The 2,978-nt window shown below is 52.9% G+C and carries 2 tRNA genes and 2 rRNA genes (1 of these 4 cut by a window edge); all 4 read left to right on the top strand.

Features of this window, described 5'->3' with window-relative positions:
• The first annotated feature begins 119 nt into the window (after positions 1-119).
• Positions 120-1,654, top strand: a 16S ribosomal RNA gene (locus KQ297_RS04125).
• 138 nt (positions 1,655-1,792) lie between these two features.
• Positions 1,793-1,866 (top strand) — tRNA-Ile (locus tag KQ297_RS04120).
• A 7-nt stretch (positions 1,867-1,873) separates the two neighbouring features.
• A tRNA-Ala gene (locus KQ297_RS04115) sits at positions 1,874-1,947 on the top strand.
• A 333-nt stretch (positions 1,948-2,280) separates the two neighbouring features.
• Positions 2,281-2,978, top strand: a 23S ribosomal RNA gene (locus KQ297_RS04110) (it continues 2,174 nt past the right edge of the window).
• Together the 16S and 23S rRNA genes with 2 tRNA genes alongside form the textbook arrangement of a ribosomal RNA operon.

Raw genomic sequence — 2,978 nt, 5'->3', positions numbered from 1 at the left:
TTGTTTTTTGAAATAATGAAGCATAAAACAGATTGTTTGTGCGAGCTTATAAAGCTTAATATTCTTTTGAAGATTGAGGAAGCGTAGGGTCAGGCTCACAGAGTATAGATATAATATTTACAATGGAGAGTTTGATCCTGGCTCAGGACGAACGCTGGCGGCGGGCTTAACACATGCAAGTCGAAGGAGAAGGTGGAAGCTTGCTTTCACTGGGGACTGGCGAACGGGTGAGTAACGCGTAGATAACCTGCCTTTAACTGGGGGATAACACTGCGAAAGTGGTGCTAATACCGCATAATGCAGCGGGGCCGCATGGCCACAGTTGTTAAAGCCTTCGGGCGGTTAGAGATGGGTCTGCGTGCTATTAGTTAGTTGGTGAGGTAACGGCTCACCAAGGCGATGATAGCTAGGGGGTCTGAGAGGATGATCCCCCACACTGGGACTGAGACACGGCCCAGACCTCTACGGAGGGCAGCAGTGAGGAATCTTGCGCAATGGGCGAAAGCCTGACGCAGCCACGCCGCGTGTCGGAAGACGGCCCTATGGGTTGTAAACGACTTTTATCAGGGAAGAACGAGGGGGTTTAGATCTCCTGTGACGGTACCTGATGAATAAGCACCGGCTAACTCCGTGCCAGCAGCCGCGGTAATACGGAGGGTGCAAGCGTTGTCCGGAATCATTGGGTGTAAAGGGTGCGTAGGCGGGCGTCTAAGTCTGAGGTGAAATCTTGCCGCTTAACGGTAAAATGGCCTTGGATACTGGGCGTCTTGAGTGTAGAAGAGGCAGGTGGAATTCGTAGTGTAGCGGTGAAATGCATAGATATTACGAAGAACATCAGTGGCGAAGGCGGCCTGCTGGTCTACAACTGACGCTGAGGCACGAAAGCGTGGGGAGCGAACAGGATTAGATACCCTGGTAGTCCACGCCGTAAACGATGCATACTAGGTGTTGGCCCTATTGGGTCAGTGCTGCAGTTAACGCATTAAGTATGCCACCTGGGGAGTACGTCGGCAACGATGAAACTCAAAGGAATTGACGGGGGCCCGCACAAGCGGTGGAGCATGTGGCTTAATTCGATGCAACGCGAGGAACCTTACCTGGGCTAAATTTGCCGTGCTATCTCTGGAAACAGGGAGTCCCTTCGGGGCGCGGTAGAAGGTGCTGCATGGCTGTCGTCAGCTCGTGCCGTGAGGTGTTGGGTTAAGTCCCGCAACGAGCGCAACCCCTGTGGTTAGTTACCAGCACGTAATGGTGGGGACTCTAGCCAGACTGCCTACGCAAGTAGTGAGGAAGGTGGGGACGACGTCAAGTCATCATGGCCCTTACGTCCAGGGCTGCACACGTGCTACAATGGTTGGTACAATGGGTCGCCACCACGCGAGTGGGCGCAAATCCATAAAACCAATCTCAGTTCGGATTGGAGTCTGCAACTCGACTCCATGAAGTTGGAATCGCTAGTAATCGCGTATCAGCAATGACGCGGTGAATACGTTCCCGGGCCTTGTACACACCGCCCGTCAAGCGATGGAAGTCAGGAGTACCTGATGTCGGCGTGCTAACCTTCGGGAGGCAGCTGCCTAGGGTAAGCCTGGTAACTGGCGCTAAGTCGTAACAAGGTAGCCGTACCGGAAGGTGCGGCTGGATCACCTCCTTTCACGGAGAGCTTGTATGTAGGGGTCTACGGATGCCCTGCAACGACGATCTTACGCGGCTCGTTACAAACAATCTGTTTTGTGCTTTAAAATTTGAAGGCGTGGTAGGCCGAGGTCAACCTGAGCCGGAAACCCGAGCAGGGCTTGTAGCTCAGGTGGTTAGAGCGCACGCCTGATAAGCGTGAGGTCGGAGGTTCAAGTCCTCCCAAGCCCACAGCGATGGGGCTATAGCTCAGCTGGCTAGAGCACTGCCTTTGCAAGGCAGGGGTCCAGGGTTCGAATCCCTGTAGCTCCACAGAATTTTTTTAATTTTATTGATGGTTGAATGAGCAGTGAGTGGAAGTGCGCTTCCCGATGCCCATACCGAGTATGCCGGAGCGATCTGGCATCGCTGAGTGATCCCGTGCTGCGGGCGCTCGCCCAGCGAGTTCTTTGACATGATGAAGAAGTAATGAGTAAAGTAGTTGAATGCAATGGCAACGTTGTATTCACTCAATATAAGTGTCTTAAATTTATTTGAGACACGCCAAAGGTATCTGTTTGGCTTTCCCAAGCCAAGCAGACCACAATTAAACCTTGAAGCTGCGCACGGGCGTCATCGCAAGATGAGGGTCGTGCAAGTTCTATAAACAAAGCGGAAAAGGGCACACGGTGGATGCCTTGGCATGCAGAGGCGATGAAGGACGTGTAAAGCTGCGATAAGCTACGGGGAACTGCAAAAAAGTGTAGATCCGTAGATTTCCGAATGGGGCAACCCAATAGAGCCCACCTTGAGTGGGAGGCATACCCGGGGAACTGAAACATCTAAGTACCCGGAGGAAGAGAAAACAATAGTGATTCCCTAAGTAGTGGCGAGCGAACGGGGAGGAGCCCAAACCGCGGTCTACGGGCTGCGGGGTTGTAGGACCTGCGTAAGTGTATATATCAGAAATCGAAGCCGCCTGGAAAGCGGCCCCACAGAAGGTGATAGGCCTGTAGGTGTAACGATATATAGATGGCGGGTATCCTGAGTAGCGCGAGGCCGGTGAAACCTTGCGTGAATCTGCCGGCACCATCCGGTAAGGCTAAATACATCTGCATGACCGATAGTGAACCAGTACCGTGAGGGAAAGGTGAAAAGAACGCCGAGAAGGCGAGTGAAATAGTACCTGAAACCGTGTGCTTACAAGCGGTCGGAGTCTGCATTTATGTGGATGACGGCGTGCCTTTTGTATAATGAGCCTACGAGTTACTCCTGTTGTGCGAGGTTAAGCCCCTGGAGGGGTGCAGCCGCAGCGAAAGCGAGTCTGAATAGGGCGAGCAGTACAGCGGGGTAGACGCGAAACC

The organism is Synechococcus sp. CS-205 (assembly GCF_025128255.1).
GTDB lineage: Bacteria > Cyanobacteriota > Cyanobacteriia > PCC-6307 > Cyanobiaceae > Regnicoccus_A.
Note: the sequence above shows the minus strand (reverse complement) of the source record. Positions and strands in the feature narration are given on the sequence as shown.